This is a genomic window from Blautia sp. MSK17_66 (assembly GCF_020538025.1).
GTDB lineage: Bacteria > Bacillota > Clostridia > Lachnospirales > Lachnospiraceae > Blautia_A.
In genome coordinates this window covers 104,466-121,394 of record NZ_JAJBNQ010000008.1, presented here as the reverse complement: position 1 = coordinate 121,394, position 16,929 = coordinate 104,466, and the positions used below count along the sequence as shown (strand labels likewise).

The 16,929-nt window shown below is 43.4% G+C and carries 18 protein-coding genes; all 18 read left to right on the top strand.

The window, feature by feature from the left end; genetic code table 11:
• A partial coding sequence (locus LIR34_RS06060) for an ATP-binding protein (RefSeq protein WP_244092226.1) occupies positions 1-1,157 on the top strand: 1,157 nt, incomplete at its 5' end.
• Positions 1,158-1,340: 183 nt separating this feature from the next.
• On the top strand, positions 1,341-1,574 hold the full coding sequence (locus LIR34_RS06055) for a hypothetical protein (protein ID WP_161283815.1): 234 nt from the start codon (positions 1,341-1,343) through the stop codon (positions 1,572-1,574).
• A gap of 261 nt (positions 1,575-1,835) precedes the next feature.
• Positions 1,836-3,350, top strand: a complete 1,515-nt coding sequence (locus tag LIR34_RS06050) for a citrate/2-methylcitrate synthase (RefSeq protein WP_173902263.1) — start codon at positions 1,836-1,838, stop codon at positions 3,348-3,350.
• Positions 3,347-4,417, top strand: a complete 1,071-nt coding sequence (gene trpS, locus LIR34_RS06045; protein WP_173902262.1) for a tryptophan--tRNA ligase — start codon at positions 3,347-3,349, stop codon at positions 4,415-4,417. The genes LIR34_RS06050 and trpS overlap by 4 nt, the downstream gene beginning before the upstream one ends.
• Positions 4,418-4,758: 341 nt before the next feature.
• Complete coding sequence (gene ureA / locus LIR34_RS06040) at positions 4,759-5,061, top strand: urease subunit gamma (protein ID WP_161283818.1); 303 nt, start codon at positions 4,759-4,761, stop codon at positions 5,059-5,061.
• Positions 5,062-5,073: 12 nt separating this feature from the next.
• Complete coding sequence (ureB, locus tag LIR34_RS06035; RefSeq protein ID WP_161283819.1) at positions 5,074-5,442, top strand: urease subunit beta; 369 nt, start codon at positions 5,074-5,076, stop codon at positions 5,440-5,442.
• 23 nt (positions 5,443-5,465) lie between these two features.
• Positions 5,466-7,187: an urease subunit beta gene (ureB, locus tag LIR34_RS06030; RefSeq protein ID WP_161283820.1), complete on the top strand. Its 1,722-nt coding sequence runs from the start codon at positions 5,466-5,468 to the stop codon at positions 7,185-7,187.
• A gap of 22 nt (positions 7,188-7,209) precedes the next feature.
• Positions 7,210-7,716, top strand: a complete 507-nt coding sequence (locus LIR34_RS06025) for an AmiS/UreI family transporter (protein ID WP_173902261.1) — start codon at positions 7,210-7,212, stop codon at positions 7,714-7,716.
• A 25-nt stretch (positions 7,717-7,741) separates the two neighbouring features.
• The gene (locus LIR34_RS06020; protein ID WP_161283822.1) at positions 7,742-8,221 is read left to right on the top strand and encodes an urease accessory protein UreE; all 480 of its coding nucleotides are present in this window, start codon (positions 7,742-7,744) and stop codon (positions 8,219-8,221) included.
• Positions 8,222-8,232: 11 nt separating this feature from the next.
• The gene (locus LIR34_RS06015; RefSeq protein ID WP_173902260.1) at positions 8,233-8,928 is read left to right on the top strand and encodes an urease accessory protein UreF; all 696 of its coding nucleotides are present in this window, start codon (positions 8,233-8,235) and stop codon (positions 8,926-8,928) included.
• A gap of 56 nt (positions 8,929-8,984) precedes the next feature.
• The gene (gene ureG / locus LIR34_RS06010; protein WP_161283824.1) at positions 8,985-9,593 is read left to right on the top strand and encodes an urease accessory protein UreG; all 609 of its coding nucleotides are present in this window, start codon (positions 8,985-8,987) and stop codon (positions 9,591-9,593) included.
• A 3-nt stretch (positions 9,594-9,596) separates the two neighbouring features.
• The gene (locus LIR34_RS06005) at positions 9,597-10,388 is read left to right on the top strand and encodes an urease accessory protein UreD (RefSeq protein ID WP_173902259.1); all 792 of its coding nucleotides are present in this window, start codon (positions 9,597-9,599) and stop codon (positions 10,386-10,388) included.
• Between the two features lie 244 nt (positions 10,389-10,632).
• Entirely contained in the window at positions 10,633-10,998 is a 366-nt protein-coding gene (locus tag LIR34_RS06000) for a BMC domain-containing protein (RefSeq protein WP_161283826.1), read from the top strand.
• Between the two features lie 10 nt (positions 10,999-11,008).
• Positions 11,009-11,440 (top strand): BMC domain-containing protein, encoded by a 432-nt coding sequence (locus LIR34_RS05995; protein ID WP_173902258.1) that lies wholly within the window; start codon positions 11,009-11,011, stop codon positions 11,438-11,440.
• 17 nt (positions 11,441-11,457) lie between these two features.
• Complete coding sequence (locus tag LIR34_RS05990) at positions 11,458-11,988, top strand: EutP/PduV family microcompartment system protein (RefSeq protein ID WP_161283828.1); 531 nt, start codon at positions 11,458-11,460, stop codon at positions 11,986-11,988.
• A gap of 196 nt (positions 11,989-12,184) precedes the next feature.
• A complete protein-coding gene (locus tag LIR34_RS05985; RefSeq protein WP_173902257.1) occupies positions 12,185-13,099 on the top strand; it encodes a LysR family transcriptional regulator in 915 nt (304 codons plus the stop codon).
• Between the two features lie 104 nt (positions 13,100-13,203).
• Positions 13,204-14,478: an SLC13 family permease gene (locus LIR34_RS05980; RefSeq protein WP_244092225.1), complete on the top strand. Its 1,275-nt coding sequence runs from the start codon at positions 13,204-13,206 to the stop codon at positions 14,476-14,478.
• Between the two features lie 163 nt (positions 14,479-14,641).
• Complete coding sequence (pflB, locus tag LIR34_RS05975) at positions 14,642-16,918, top strand: formate C-acetyltransferase (protein ID WP_173902255.1); 2,277 nt, start codon at positions 14,642-14,644, stop codon at positions 16,916-16,918.
• Positions 16,919-16,929 lie beyond the last annotated feature (11 nt).

Here is a 16,929-nt window from a genome sequence, read left to right as displayed (position 1 = left end):
TGAGCAAGAAGCCCCCACTTCAAAATCAGAGATTTAAGTGGTGGGAGCATGTCACTTCCATACCGTTTGATGATCGTATCAATCGTAAAGCATCTGTTCAGGATATAAGACGTGGCTACTTGGAGGACTTCCTGAGAGACAGCCGGAGTTCGCTGGCAGACGAGATCAACAAGAGTTCCATGGAAGATCTTCTGCTCTCTCTGGAAGCGGCAGATGAAACGGATACGGAGTTGAGCATACGGAATATAGGTGTTCTGATGTTTACGGACAGACCGGACAGATTTATTCCGGGAGCACAGATTGATCTTGTAAAGTTTAATACAGAAGAGGCAGAAGGTTCCGATGATTTTTTTGAAAAAACTTTTTATGGACCGATCTGGAAACAGGTCAGGGATGTTCTTGATTATATCAATACAAATATAATCGAAGAAAAAGTTGTCAAGATCCAGGGACGGGCTGAATCAGAACGGTATTTCAACTACCCGTATAATGCACTGGAAGAAGCTGTTGTAAATGCGGTTTTTCATAAATCATACAGAGAACCGGAACCGGTTGAAGTTCGAATTTATGTGGACAGAATCATGCTCATCAATTATCCGGGAGTAGATAAGTATATCAGTCAGGAAAAATTTCGAACAGGAAAAGCAAGAGCAAGGAAATACCGCAATCGAAGAATCGGGGAACTGTTCAAAGAAATTGATCTTTCGGAGAAACAGGGAACCGGCATAACCAAGATATTAAGAGAACTGGAAAGAAACGGTTCGCCCGCTCCGCTGTTTGAAATGGATGAGGACAGGAACTATCTTGAGACAACCATTTTTATCAGAGAAGGTTTCGAACAAACGATGATGTCCGAAAAGATGTCCGAAAAGATGTCCGAAAAGATGTTGAGTTCGAGAGATCTTATCGTAGACGGGGAAGATGGAAGAACGAAGTTTCTTGTGGAATCCACTGCATTTACAAATCTGGAAAAAGAACGTCTCCTGCGATTGCAGCAGTATATGATAAAATTTCAGAATATCAACAGTGCCAGGGCAGCGGATATTCTTGATATTCAGCAGAAGACTGCTTCCAGGCTTCTGGCAAAGGCAGAAAAAAATAACTTTCTGGAAAGCGAAGGAAAGACAAAAAATAAAATTTACAGACTGATATCCTGACAGAGTTTTTTATAAATACCGGCGGTGGAAACACTGGCCGGTGTTTTTTACTTTATGTGACCAGATGCAAGAGGAATATGTCTGCTAAAGCAGACTGCATCTGGCACGCAAAGCAGATTGAGTTTTGGACAGGGGATTATATAATAAATTTATACAAATTTGAGAAAATCAGAGGAAAAGCGTATGAAAATAGAAAACCTGTGTATAAACTGTATGCGGGAAATGAAAGAACCTGGCGGAATCTGCGGATTTTGTGAATTCAACGTAGAAACCTTTGAACTTCCGCGGCACCATATGAGACCATTTACCATTCTTGCAGGAAAGTATCTGATCGGAAAGGCTATCGGTGACGGTGATACTATAAATAGTGTTTCAATAAATAAACTCCCAGAAAACTACACCCCACCACAGGACTAACTCTCCTGTCTATCTATCCACTCACCATTTTACACTGTAAAATTTTCATCTGTGAAAGTTTTCTTCATTTATCTATTGTATTTTAGCAGGCATTCGTGTAAAATAGATTACAATTTAGCTTGGTAAAGTACGAATATGTATGCCGGACGGCAGAAACATTCAGGTCAGATGCATTGTGACCATTTTGTCGGTCATATTTTGAGGTATACAGGTCAAACGCATACCAGGACGAGAAATATACAGATGAAGGAGAGAGAACAAATGGCAGATCATGAAATGATGAATCTTGACGAGATGGGCAGACTCAGAGACAGTATGGAGCTGCTCGGGGAAGAACTGATGAATGGCCATCGGATCAACCCGAATCTTTATGTAGAATACGATGTAAAAAGAGGACTGCGTGACTCAGCAGGTAAGGGTGTCCTGACCGGACTTACCGAGATCTCTGATGTTACAGGTTATGACCTGATCAACGGACGTAAGATTCCTGCACACGGCAGACTGTATTATCAGGGATATAATGTAAATGATATTGTAGATGGACTTAAGGGACGTAAATTCGGATTTGAGGAAACCATCTATCTTCTGATGTTCGGAAGACTTCCATCTGACAAAGATATGGAAATATTCAAGAACATCATGGCAAGTTTCGAAACGCTGTCCGGACGTTTTGTCCGTGACGTTGTCATGAAAGCATCCAATAGTGACATTATGAATGCCATGCAGAGATGTATCCTCACTCTGTATACCTATGATTCCAGACCGGAAGATATCTCCGCAGAGAATGTTCTTCGTCAGAGCCTGGAAATGATCGCGAAGCTGCCGCTGATCGCAGTATATTCTTATCACGCATACAGACATTTTCGTAAAGATGAGATGCTGTTTATCCGTAATCCGGAGAAGGATCTCTCACTTGCAGAAAACATTCTTCTGATGCTCAGACCTGACGGAAAATACACAGAGCTGGAAGCCAAGGTTCTTGATATTGCACTGATCCTTCATGCAGAGCATGGCGGCGGTAACAACTCAACCTTTACAACACATGTAGTTACTTCTTCCGGAACAGATACCTATTCTTCAGTCGCAGCATCCATCGGTTCACTGAAGGGACCACGTCATGGTGGAGCCAACCTTAAGGTTCAGAACATGTTTGAAGATATCAAGGCAAATGTCAAGGACTGGACGGATGAGAAGGAAGTAGAAGAATATCTCCGCAAGATCCTGAATAAAGAAGCCTTTGACCATTCCGGACTGATCTATGGTATGGGACATGCAGTTTATACATTGTCTGACCCGCGTGAGGTGATCCTTAAGAGATTTGCAAGAGACCTTGCCAGAGAAAAGAACATGATGAAAGAATTTGCTCTTTATGAACTGGTGGAACGTCTTGGCGGAAGACTCGTCATGGAACAGAGAAGACTTTTCAAAAATGTCTGTGCAAACGTAGACTTTTACAGTGGTTTCGTATATACTATGCTTGGAATCCCTAAAGAGCTGTTCACACCGATTTTTGCGATCGCACGTATTCCGGGATGGAGTGCTCATCGTCTTGAAGAAATACTCAACGCAAGCAAGATCATCCGTCCGGCATATAAATATGTTGGTCATCATGCAGAATTCGTTCCCTTTGATGAGAGAGAACCAGAAGAAGGCTGCGAGGAAGTCTTAAGAGAATTAAAGCATGAGGAAGCGGAACAGCCGGAACAAAAAGCAGAAACTATAGAAAAAGCGGCACCGCAGGATTCAGACAAGTGCCCTGAGGAGAAGGCTAAATGAAACAGGTTATTTTAACAGGTGACCGTCCTACCGGTAAACTTCATGTAGGACATTATGTAGGATCATTGAAGGAGCGTGTCAGACTCCAGAATTCCGGAGATTATGATGAGATTTTTATTATGATCGCAGATGCACAGGCACTGACAGACAATGCTGAGCATCCGGAGAAGGTACGCCAGAATATCATCCAGGTCGCACTGGATTATCTTGCATGTGGAATTGATCCGGCGAAGTCCACGATCTTTATCCAGTCTATGGTACCGGAACTGACAGAACTGACATTTTATTATATGAACCTTGTAACGGTAGCACGTGTACAGCGTAACCCTACAGTTAAGGCTGAGATTCAGATGAGAAACTTTGAGGCCAGCATTCCAGTTGGATTTTGCTGTTATCCGATCAGCCAGGCTGCAGATATCACTGCTTTCCGTGCAACGCATGTGCCGGTTGGTGAGGATCAGATGCCAATGATCGAGCAGTGTAAGGAGATCGTGCACAAGTTCAATACGGTTTATGGTGAGACACTGACCGATCCTAAGATCGTTCTGCCATCCAACAAGGCATGCTTACGTCTGCCGGGCATCGATGGCAAGGCCAAAATGAGCAAGTCTCTTGGAAACTGTATCTATCTCTCTGACGAGGAAGCAGATGTTAAGAAGAAGATCATGTCCATGTTTACAGATCCGAACCATCTTCGTGTAGAGGATCCGGGACGTGTAGAGGGCAACCCGGTATTTATCTATCTGGAAGCATTCTGCAAACCGGAGTATTTCCCGGAATTCCTTCCGGAATACCAGAATCTTGAGGAACTTGAGGATCATTACCGCAGAGGCGGCCTTGGCGATGTCAAGGTTAAGAAGTTCCTGAATAAGGTTATGCAGGCAGAACTGGGACCGATTCGTGCAAGAAGAAAAGAATGGGAGCAGAGAATTCCGGATGTTCTGGATATCCTGAAAGAGGGAAGCAGGGTAGCCCAAGCCAAAGCAGCTGAGACTCTGAACGATGTCAAGGCATCCATGAGAATCAACTACTTTGACAGTGACCAGTCTGATATGTATCAGAAATAAATGGTAACTATTCAGAAGGTAGTATCCCGCGAGGCGTTTTGGCATGTTTTTTGCCAAAATCCCGAGACATATAAGGCAAAATGCTATCACCGAAGGTGATTTGGAATGCATTTTGACTCGTAACTGTGAGGGTACTGAACAGTTACAATAAATGTATAACGGTTATAAGAACACATGGTTCTGCGAATGAAAATTGATATTATAAAAACTCATTGACATATTCCAAATGGGAATGCTATAATGTGTTCTATTCCGAGAGGAACTAAGCAGACAAAGAAGTCTATAGAGGATTTCTTTGCCTGCTTTTTTTATTTTCTAAATACTCAAAAGGAGGAAATGTAATGCGTTTAAATCCAAAGGAACAGGAAAAGCTTATGCTCCATATGGCAGGAAATCTGGCAAAAGAGCGGAAGGAACGAGGCGTAAAATTGAATTATGTGGAAGCAGTTGCCTATATCAGCTCCGAGCTTCTTGAACTGGCAAGAGACGGCAAAGAAGTAGTGGAACTGATGCAGCTTGGAACCAAAATGCTGACAAAGGCCGATGTTATGGACGGCGTTGCAGACATGGTGCATGAAGTACAGGTAGAGGCGACATTTCCGGATGGAACCAAACTTGTGACAGTACATAATCCGATTCAGTAAAGGAGGACAACGATGAAAATTGGTGAAATCATTCCATTGGACAGAGAAATTACTTTAAACGAGGGAAAACCTGTGGTTACGATCAAGGTAGCAAACACTGGAGACCGTCCGATTCAGGTAGGCTCACATTTCCATTTCTTTGAGGTAAACCGTTATCTCAAATTTGACAGAGAAAAAGCATATGGTTTTCATCTGGACATTCCGTCAGGAACTTCTGTACGTTTTGAACCGGGTGAAGAAAAAGAAGTCCAGCTTACTGCAATTGGCGGAACGAAGAGGGTATTTGGTCTGAACGACCTGACCTGTGCACAGATTTCAGAAGTCAACAAAGAAGCAGCTCTTAATAACGCCCGCACAAAAGGCTTTATGCCAAAAGCGTAATTCTAAAAGGAGGAAACAGATTCATGAGTGTAAAAATTTCCGGTGAAAAATATGCAATGATGTATGGCCCGACAGCTGGAGATAAGGTACGTCTGGCGGATACAGATCTGATCATTGAGGTAGAAAAAGACTATACCACTTATGGTGATGAAATTAAATTCGGAGGCGGTAAGACCATCCGTGACGGTATGGGACAGTCTGTTAAGACAACCAGTGCAGACGGAGATCTTGATCTCGTTATCACAAACGCTCTGATCGTGGACAGTACAGGAATCGTCAAAGCAGATATCGGTATCAAGGACGGCAAGATCAAAGGAATCGGTAAGGCAGGAAACCCAAGCGTGATGGACGGTGTGACACCGGGTATGACGGTAGGTGCTTCTACGGAGGCTCTTGCAGGAGAGGGTATGATCGTGACAGCCGGTGGTATTGATACGCATATCCACTTTATCTGCCCGCAGCAGATCGACTGTGCACTGTATTCCGGCGTGACAACAATGATCGGTGGAGGAACCGGTCCGGCAGATGGAACGAATGCGACAACCTGTACTCCTGGACCATGGAACATGGAAATGATGCTTAAGGCAGCAGAGGAATATCCGATGAACCTTGGATTTCTTGGAAAAGGAAACTGCTCCGATGAGAAGCCGCTGATCGAACAGGTCAAAGCAGGTGCCATGGGACTTAAGATCCATGAGGACTGGGGTGCAACTCCGGCAGTTATCGATCATTGCCTGAATGTAGCAGATGAATATGATGTGCAGGTGGCCATCCATACAGATACTCTGAACGAGGGTGGATGTGTTGAGGATACCATCAATGCCATCGGTGGAAGAACCATCCATACATACCATACAGAGGGTGCCGGCGGCGGACATGCACCGGACATCATCAAGGCGGCAGCAACACCGAATATCCTTCCTTCTTCCACAAACCCGACAATGCCATTTACTGTAAATACTCTGGACGAGCATCTGGATATGCTGATGGTGTGCCATCACCTTGACAAAAAGATCCCGGAGGATGTTGCTTTTGCAGATTCCCGTATCCGTCCGGAAACCATCGCAGCAGAGGATGTGCTTCACGACATGGGTGTGTTCAGTATGATGAGTTCTGATTCCCAGGCCATGGGACGTATCGGAGAGGTTATCACCCGTACCTGGCAGACTGCAAGTAAGATGAAAGGGGAAAGAGGTCCTCTTCCGGAAGATGAAGGCCATGGAAATGACAACTTCCGTGTAAAGAGATATATCTCCAAATACACGATCAACCCGGCGATCACACATGGTATTTCTGAATATGTTGGATCTGTAGAGCCAGGAAAATTTGCAGACCTTGTTCTCTGGAATCCGGCATTCTTCGGAGCAAAACCGGATATGGTCATCAAGGGAGGTATGATCATTGCATCCAAGATGGGTGATGCCAATGCTTCTATTCCGACCACTCAGCCGGTATTCTATCAGCCTATGTTTGCAGCACATGGAAAAGCAAAATATGCTTCCTGCCTGACCTTCGTATCAAAGGCAGCCATGGAAGAGGATGTCAAGGCAAAATACGGCCTGGAAAAAACAGTTGTTCCGGTAGAGAACTGCCGAAACATCGGAAAGAAAGATATGGTATTTAATGATAAGACACCGGAGATCACAGTGGATCCGGAAACTTACGAGGTAAAAGCCGATGGTGTCAGCATCACATCAAAACCGGCCACAAAACTTCCGCTGACACAGCTGTATAACTTATTCTGATAACTTACTGAGGAGGGTATAAATGTTAGGTGTTTGTTTATTATTTGTAGGAATTGTCCTGATCAACAACGGTATCTGCAACTTTTATAAAGTCGATGGAAAATCCCTCGCAGTGATGAATATTTTTACGGGAGGCTTATCCCTGTTCATCAACTTTGTAAATCTTGTGCAGGGAAACTATTATGCGGCAGGAACAGGACTTCTGTTTTGCTTTACCTACCTGTTTGTAGCAATCAACAATATCTTTAAATTGAGCAGTATTCCATTTGCATGGTTCTCTACATTTGTAGCGATCAATGCAGTGGTATTCGGAACACTGGAAGGCTTTGTCGGAAGCTCAGTTCTTGGAATCCAGCCGGATATCCGCTGGGCAGCGATCTGGTATCTCTGGGCGATCCTCTGGGGAACTTCTTTTGTAGAAGACATCATGGGCAAAAAGCTTGGCAAATTCGTTCCGGCACTTCAGGTGTTTGAAGGTATTGTGACAGCCTGGATTCCAGGTGTACTGATGCTGATCGGAAAATGGTAAAAAAATCCGCGAGGAGGAACATACAATGATTTGTGAAAAAATTCTGGGAAAACTGACCGATGAGGAGTTCTCCGGAAAAAAAGTAGATTACGTGGATATCCACTGGGATGAAGCGTTTAAGAAGCTTCACAGAAAAACAAGTCAGGGAGGCACAGAACTCGGCATCCGTCTGGATGATTCTGTGCTGACCAGGGGTCTGAATCAGGATGATGTTCTTGCAGTGGAGGGTGATACCGTGTATGCGGTAAATATCCCTCCCTGTGAGGTTATTGTTGTCACAGTAGACAAACATCATCCACATATGGTTGCAAAGGTGTGCTATGAGATCGGAAACCGTCATGCACCACTGTTCTGGGGAGCAGAAGAGGGAACCTTTATCACTCCTTACAATGAACCGATGAAAGTGATGTTGGATAAACTTCACGGTGTTTCCACGGAGGTAAAAGAATCCAAACTGGATTTTGACAGAAGAATTTCAGCTTCCGTACATTCTCATACCCACTAGGAGGTACGTCTATGACAGAAGGAACAGCGAAATTTTTTCTGCTTCAGGTAAATGATGCATTATTTCCAATCGGCGGATATTCACACTCCTATGGTCTGGAAACCTATATCCAGAAGGGGATTGTCCACGATGAGGACAGTGCACAGGAATTTATCCACAAGCGTCTGAAATATAATTTTTCGTACAATGAATTTATGGCAGTGAGACTTGCCTTTGAATATGCCCTCAGAGAGGATCTGGAAGCAATTTCCCGTCTGGAAGAGATCATGGAAGCCGGGAAGATCCCGCGTGAGACAAGAGAGGCAAGCAGAAAACTGGGATCCAGATTTATCAAGACCCTGTCGGCACTGGAGTTTCCTGTACAGAACAGTATTTTTGATAAATACAGAGAGGCACGAAAGGGAAAAAACGTGCATCACGCGGTGGCCTATGGTGTCTTCTGTGGAGCAGCAGGAATCACCGAAAACGAAGCACTGGAACATTTTATCTATGCACAGACCTCTGCGATGGTCACAAACTGCGTAAAAACGATTCCATTAAGTCAGTCTTCCGGTCAGAAGCTCTTAAGTGGATGCTATCCGCTTCTGCAGGAACTGACAAAAAAAGTGACAGAACTAGGAGAAGAATGGCTCGGACTTTCAGAACCGGGATTTGATCTTCGCTGTATGCAGCATGAAGGTTTGTATTCAAGGATTTATATGTCCTGATACCACCAGGGATAAAATTTAGGGATAAAACTTCAAAAATGAGAGGATGAGGAAAAATGTCATATGTAAAAATTGGTGTGGCAGGACCGGTTGGTTCCGGTAAAACTGCCCTGATCGAATGTCTTACAAGACAGATGGCTTCTGAATACAGCATTGGCGTTATAACCAATGATATCTATACAAAGGAAGATGCGGAATTTTTAAGCAAAAACTCCGTTCTTCCGAGAGAAAGAATCACAGGTGTGGAAACCGGTGGCTGTCCTCATACTGCGATTCGTGAAGATGCTTCCATGAACCTGGAAGCAGTTGAGGAAATGATGGAAAAATTCCCGGATATTCAGATTCTGTTTATTGAAAGTGGAGGAGACAATCTTTCTGCAACCTTCAGTCCGGAACTGGTAGATGCGACGATTTTTGTTATTGATGTTGCAGAAGGTGACAAGATCCCGCGTAAAGGCGGTCCTGGAATCACCAAATCAGATCTTCTTGTCATCAATAAGATTGATCTTGCACCGTATGTCGGGGCTGATCTTTCTGTTATGGACAGGGATTCCAGAAAAATGCGCGGTGACAGACCATTTCTTTTTACCAATATCCGTGGACTGGACGGCACAGATGCCGTGATCGAATGGATCAAAAAAAATGTACTTCTGGAAGGATGTTAAAGAGTGACAGCAGAGAATAAATTTGGAAAGACATCGGAGGTAAGACTGGAAACAGAACTTAGAGACGGAAAAGCCGTATTGAGCGATGTGTTTTTTACAGCGCCTTTCAAGGTGATGCTTCCTTTTTATCTTCGAGAGGATTATATGCAGGTGATGATTCTTTCTGCATCGGCCGGAATCATGGAGGGGGATGTACAGAAATTCGATATTCATGTGAATCCCGGCACCAGTCTGGAATATCTGTCACAGGCATATGAAAAGATCCACAAAATGAAAGAGGGAATGGCAAGACGCGAAACCAAGATTGTTGTAGAGCCGGAGGCATTCCTGAAATATGCACCGCTTCCGACAATTCCATTTAGGGACTCGGCATTTGAGAACCATCTTGAAATAGAATTGAAGGAAAAAACTTCACGCCTTTTGTTTCAGGAGATTCTCTCATGTGGAAGAGCAGCCTGTGGAGAGACATTTGCCTACCGTTTTTATCACAATCATGTTGCAGTTCGTGAAGAAGGAAATCTGATCTATCTGGATAATACCAGATATGATCCGGAATTCTTTGAGATGAGCGGAATGGGGATGTATGAGGGATTTACCCATCTTCTGAACCTGGTCTTTTTTAATATCGAAAAATCAGAATCCTGGATTAGTGCGGTTCGGGAACTGCTGGACGAAACACCGGATGTAGAGGGAGGTGTCACCCGGATAGCAAGTGGAGATGCGGCGGTCCGTATCCTGGGAAGAGGGGCAGAACCTCTTCTTAAGATATCAGAAAAGATACAGGAAATGAACTGAATAAAGAAACCAGCAGAGGCAGCTGTTCTGGAGAAATCCGGAGCAGTTGTTTTTTGTTAGTTTTAAAAGAAGTAAAGAAAATATAATGTTGTTTTGTGTGGATTTAGTTTTTGAAATAAGTTGTTTTTTGCTGAGTTTTTGGAAAATCACCTTGACATCAGGATGCTTAAATAGTATAGTAGAAATACTAGGTAGAGAATATTTCGTGAAATTTTACGTATTATCTGAAAGTGAGGAACTGTCAATGGCAAATGAACATAACGATCAGATCAGAATCGTACAGGAAACGGTAGCTGGTAAGGAGATTACCTTTGCACATGTAATGGGTGGTCCGGCGCCTATCATATATCAGAAACTCGGACTGAATCCGCAGGTTGACTATCGTTCATCTGCAATTGGAATTATGAATATGACACCATCAGAGTCAGCGGTTATCGCATCTGACATTGCAGTAAAGAGTGGTAACGTATATCTTGGATTTGCAGATCGTTTCACAGGAACTATGATCATCACAGGGGAGATTTCCGATGTTATGTCAGCAATGACAGAGGTTGTGGATTATTTCCGTGATACTCTGGGCTATGTGGTCTGTAAGATTACCAAGAGATAGGAAGTAAGGCATGGAAGAACGAATAACGCGAGAGGAACTTCTTGAGAGACTTTTTCATGACGACTATGAGAATCTGAAGGGCAGAAAGCTGCGTATGACTCGAGTGCGGGTTCCTGGCAAGTCGATTGATTTTGCACATGTATTTACTCCTTCGGACTCAGTTGTTTATAAGAATCTTGCATTGGACATAGGCGTACATGAGGGCGAGGATCATACAGGACAGTCTATCGGCATCGTCCGTATGACACCATGGGAGGCTGTTGTGGTTGCTACAGATGTAGCGGTGAAGGCGGCAGATATTGAGGTCGGATTTATGGATCGTTTTGGTGGTGCACTTATTATATTGGGAGGATTGTCCCAGGTACTGACTGCAATAGAGGAAGTTGTGAGATTTTTCCGTGATGAGTTGAACTTTGATGTATGTGAGATCCACAAAAGCTGATACAGGACAGGATAAAAATGAAAAAAATTTTCTTGATGGGACGAAGTGAGGCAGGTAAGACTTCCCTGACACAGGCGTTGAAAGGCGAAGAGCTTCATTATCATAAAACCCAGTATACAAACTCAAATGAAGATACGATCGATTCCCCGGGAGAGTATGCGGAGTCTAAGCATTTCAGCGTTGGTCTTGCCTGTTTTTCCTTCGAGGCAGACGTGATCGCCATCGTGCAGGCTGCGAACGAACCTTTTAACCTTTTCAGTGACGGAAGCAGATGTTTCCTTTTGAGACCGTTGATTGGAATCATCACGAAGGTAGATTCACCGAATGCCAATCTTCCAATGGTACGTCAGTGGATGGAGAACATGGGATGTGAGCGGATCTTCGAGGTCAACAACGTGACGAGAGAGGGAATCGCAGAACTTTTGGATTACCTTAAGGATGATCTTCCGAAGATCACTCTTGAGCAGGCTAAGTTCAAGCAGAGTCTCGGTCTGAACGAATGGCAGCCGCTTCCGGAGGGGGTGGAATATCCGGAGAGCATTCGATAAGCTGGAAGAGATCAGAAACAGGAATCTTATGAATATATGAATTTATGCAGAGGGACATACAGGAATGTGTGTCTCTTTTTTGTTCTTTTTTCAGTTCATCGATATTATCTGGTAATGACGGATTGACAATTGGCGATGCAGCAGGTAAAAAGAAAAAAAGAGAATTAACGGAAAATCTGTTAGGAGAAGATTGCTTATGGATAAAAATATACAATATATTCTGGAAGTTGCCCGATGCGGTGGGATTACGAAAGCTGCTAATAAACTTTACATTACTCCTTCAGCACTGAGCAGATTTGTGCAGGCAAGAGAAAATGAGTTGAATGTTCTTTTGTTTCATCGGGTCGGGAAACGTTTTGTTCCGACAGAAGCCGGAAAATACTACATTCAGAAATGTCGGGAAATAGAACAGCTTCAACTGGAACTGAATCAGCAGATGCAGCATTTTGCCAATATCAGTAATAAAGTAATTCAGATAGGTGTACAGCCTTCATTTTCTACAGTAGTCCTGGATAAAGTCCTTCCTGTGTTCAGGAAGACTTATCCGGATATGAAAATAGTTCTTCAGGAATATTCGGCAACAAACCTTATGGAAATGCTTCGCAGACAGGAAGTGGATGTGATTCTTGCTACAACGGATAAAAGAAATTCTGACTATGAATATCAACTGGTAAAATCCTGCGAAACTGTTATTGCTGTAGAAAAGAATCATCCACTCATAACACAGGCTGTATTACGTGAAGGATTTCGATATCCGTGGATTGACCTGTCGAAATGTGCAGAAGAAGAAAACGTAATGCAGCTCCCGGGTACGACATTTCGTCAGGAAGCTGATGAACTTTATGCTCGTAATGAGTTAATTCCAAATATCGGTTATCAAATCAGCGGAACCCGCACAGGACTTGCCTGCGTTGCCTGCAATCAGGCAGTTATGATTACGCTGGATCATATGATCTTTAACAGCCTTTTTTCGGATAAGATTATTCCGCTTTCTATCGGTGAAGAGCCTTTGCATACAGAACTGAATCTGGTTTTTATGAAAGATACGGTTTTCCGAAAAGAAATTCAGAAATTGTATAAAATTATTTGCAAACAGATCAGAAAATTTTGAATAATATGAAAGATATATTGAAAAAAGCGAACTGTACTTTGAGTAAACCCTGAGATATGATTGTATTTATTGTTAAAATATTATCATATGCAAAGGAGAAAAGTATGACACCCTTACAAATTACCTTAGTGATCCTGCTGGTAACGATCATTGCTTTTGCGTCAGGTAAAATTCCGATTGCAGTTATTTCATCCGGAATCATGATCGCACTTATCCTGACAGGAGTCAGAACCCCCGAAGAAGCATTCAGCGGATTTGTTAACACAAATGTTGTTATGTTTGTTGCGATGTTTGTGATCGGTGCGGGACTTACCAAGACAAAGCTGATCGATCATGCACAGAATCTTGTTATCCGTTATAAAGAGAATCCACGTATGCTGATCCTGTTATCCTGTCTGGCTGCATCTCTTATGGCGTGTATCACAAATGCAACAGCAACTGCTGCCATTATGATTCCGCTTCTTGTTGGAATTGCCAATGATATTGGAACCAGCCGCAGTAAACTTCTTTTTCCGGCTATGGCATGTGCAAATGTTGCCACTTCCATGACTTTTCTGGGACAGGGTGCCAGTAATATGACATGGAATGATATCATGATGGAGGGTGGTGCACCGAATGCCCTGCATGTATGGGATTTTACCATTGCACGAATTCCACTGCTTGTTGTTGCGATTGCCTATATGGTCTTTGTAGGTCATAAACTGATGCCAGATATTGATAACAGCAAATTTAATGATACGGAACACGGGGCAGAAGTGTCTAAAAAGTTGAGCCCTTTTAAAGAAAAACTTGCTCTGATAATTGTTCTTGGAACGATTATTCTGATGCTTTTTGAAAATGTGATTGGCATAAAAATGTATCTTATTGCATGTATTGGAGCAGTTCTTCTGGTACTTACCGGAGTTCTTTCCGAAAAGGAAGCATTGAGTTCCATCCATCAGCCGACAATCTTTCTGTTTGCAGGGGTACTTTCTCTTTCGGATGCGATCAAGGTAACCGGTGCCGGTAATCTTGTAGCTGATCTGATGATTCGGATTCTTGGTGATACAGTAAATCCATATATTATGATGACTGTATTTTTTATGATTCCATTCTTGCTTACACAGGTAATGTCAAATCTTGCAACACTGACGATTTTTATTCCGCTGGTTACATCTGCCTGCCTTAAAATGGGGTTAGATCCACGAGCAGCAGTTGTTGGTGTACTCACTGCAAGCTGTATTTCAATTATGACACCTATGGCAGCACCATGTCAGATCATGATCATTGAACCAGGCGGATATACATTTAAAGACTATCTGAAATGCGGAACACCGCTGGCACTGATCCTTGCATTAATGACAATCTTTCTGATGCCGCTGATGTTTCCGTTTTATTAAAACACGGATTGTTTGGTAACTGTTCGCAGTAATATTGTTTCTCTAAAAGTCCATAAGTTTTTCCTATAGTACCATACGTATCAATGATTTGTTATTATCGAAAATATGTGGATATAATAAGTGCATCAAAGGAAACGCAAAGCAAAGAAGGAGGATACAGGCAATGCCAATGACAAAACCTGGAAAGTTTGACAGCAAAGGAGCATGGGACGGTTTTCGCGGAGAAATCTGGCAGGAAGAAATCAATGTTCGTGATTTCATTCAGAAAAACTATACACCATATGATGGAGATGAGAGTTTTCTGGCAGATGCGACTGAGAAAACTGAAAAATTATGGGACCATGTTCAGAAGCTGCAGAAAGAAGAGCGAGAAAAAGGCGGTGTTCTGGAGTGTGAAACAGAGGTTGTTTCCGGTCTGACCGCGTATGGACCTGGATATATCAGTGAAGAACTGAAAGACCTGGAGCAGATCGTAGGTTTACAGACAGACAAACCTCTGAAACGTGCATTCATGCCTTATGGTGGTATCCGCATGGCGGTTCAGGCTGCCGAGACTTACGGATATGAGATTAATCCGGAACTTAAAAAAATCTTTACAACTTATGTGACAACTCATAACGAGGCTGTTTTTGGTGCATACACTCCGGAAATGCGTCTTGCAAGAAAGACACACGTTGTAACAGGTCTTCCGGATACTTACGGACGCGGACGTATCGTAGGTGACTATCGTCGAGTGGCTCTTTACGGAATCGATCGTCTGATCGAGGCAAAAAAAGTAGCTCATTACCGTGCAGGCTGCGGAAACATGTACGATGATGTCATCCGTATGCGTGAGGAGATCAGCCAGCAGCTCAAAGCTCTCAATGAGATGAAGAAGATGGCTGAGATCTATGGATACGATATCTCCAGACCGGCAAAAAATGCCCGCGAAGCAGTTCAGTGGCTGTATTTCGGATATCTGGCAGCAGTCAAGACACAGAACGGAGCAGCAATGAGTGTCGGACGTATTTCCACATTCCTGGATATTTACATTCAGCGTGATATCGAAAAAGGAATCCTCACAGAAGATGAGGCACAGGAACTGATCGACCACATGACCATGAAGTTCAGAATGGTAAAATTCGCACGTATTCCGGAATACAACCAGTTATTCTCAGGTGACCCGACCTGGGTAACCCTGGAAGTTGGCGGAACAAGTCTGGACGGACGCCATATGGTAACAAAGACAGACTATCGTTTCCTTCATACTCTGGAAAACATGGGACCAAGCCCGGAACCGAACCTTACCGTTCTTTACAGCCCGAACCTTCCGAGAGCTTTCAAAGAATATGCGGCTAAGATCTCCGTTGATACAAGTTCCATCCAGTATGAGAATGACGAAGTTATGAAACCGGAATGGGGAGATGACTATTCTATCTGCTGCTGTGTTTCCGCAACAAAGACAGGTAAAGAGATCCAGCTCTTCGGTGCCCGTGCAAACCTTGCAAAAACACTGCTGTACGCATTCAATGGTGGTTTCGACGAGAAACACAGAATCCAGTGTGGACCGGCAATGGCAAAAATTACTTCTGAATATGCTGATTATGATGAAGTGGTTGAGAAATTTGACTGGTGGATGGACTGGCTCGCAGATATTTATGTAAACGTGCTCAACCTGATCCACTACATGCATGATAAATACTACTATGAAGCAGCAGAGATGGCTCTGATTGATAATGACTGTGAACGTTCTTTTGCAACAGGTATTGCAGGATTCTCACACGTTGTAGATTCCCTCAGTGCGATCAAATATGCCAAAGTTAAGATTATCCGTGACGAAGAAGGCATCACAAAAGACTTCGAGATTGAGGGAGACTTCCCACGCTACGGAAATGATGATCCGCGTGCAGATGAGATCGCAACCTGGCTTCTGCGTACCTTCTTTGACAAAATCCGCCGTCGTCACACATACCGTGACTCCAAACCGAGTACTTCTATCCTGACCATTACTTCCAATGTAGTATATGGAGAGGCTACAGGAGCTACACCGGACGGACGTAAAGCATATACTTCCTTTGCACCAGGAGCTTCACCGTCTTATGGCGCAGAGCAGAACGGACTTCTTGCTTCTCTGAACTCTGTTGCGAAGATTCCGTATCACTGGGCACTGGATGGCATTTCCAATACACAGACGATCAACCCGGATGCACTGGGACATGAAGAAAAAGAGCGCAAAGAAAATCTGGTAAACATTCTTGACGGATACTTCTCACAGGATGCTCATCATCTGAATGTCAATGTGTTTGGAACCGAGAAACTGATCGATGCAATGGAACATCCGGAAAAAGAAGAGTATCAGAACTTTACAATCCGTGTTTCTGGATACGCTGTTAAGTTTATTTCCCTGACAAAGAAACAGCAGCTTGATGTTATCGCACGTACCTGCCATAAGAGACTTTAATAAGGGAAGGA